The 451-nt window shown below is 57.9% G+C and carries 1 protein-coding gene; it reads left to right on the plus strand.

The annotated features are described in order from the left end of the window. Positions 1 to 215: 215 nt before the first annotated feature. Positions 216 to 451: DUF982 domain-containing protein (locus tag ACWTU8_RS32640; protein ID WP_455851353.1), on the plus strand; the 236-nt coding region annotated here is incomplete at its 3' end.

Genomic DNA, 451 nt, shown 5'->3' on the forward strand with positions numbered 1-451 from the left:
CAGCCCACGCCGCGACTGTCGGACTTGCCGGTGCGATCGCCGGTGGTGCGGTGGCCAACCCGTTCAAATCGCCCGAGCATCCCGGCGACATGATCCACATCGACATCGGTTGTTCCTCGCGCGCAAAAAAGCCGCCGCATGTGAGCCGCGCGTCTCGGGCGTGAAACAAAATGGCTAGTCAAGCGTTTGGCGCATTTCGAAGCTTGGGAGCGTGCATGACAAATCATCTTCCAGTCAGGCTCAAATTCGCGGACGGCCGCTTGATGACAGTGTCGTCAATTTGCGAAGCGAGCGCAGCCTTTGACCAGCAATGGCGCGACAAAGATGCGGCAGAATTCAAACTGGCGCGAGATCTGATTTTGGGGGCAATGGCGGGGACATATAGACCGGCCGTGGCTTTCGCGGCTTTTAAAAAAGCCGCTGCACGACAAGGGATGTTGCAGAACAGTGT

The organism is Mesorhizobium sp. BHbdii (assembly GCF_053848045.1).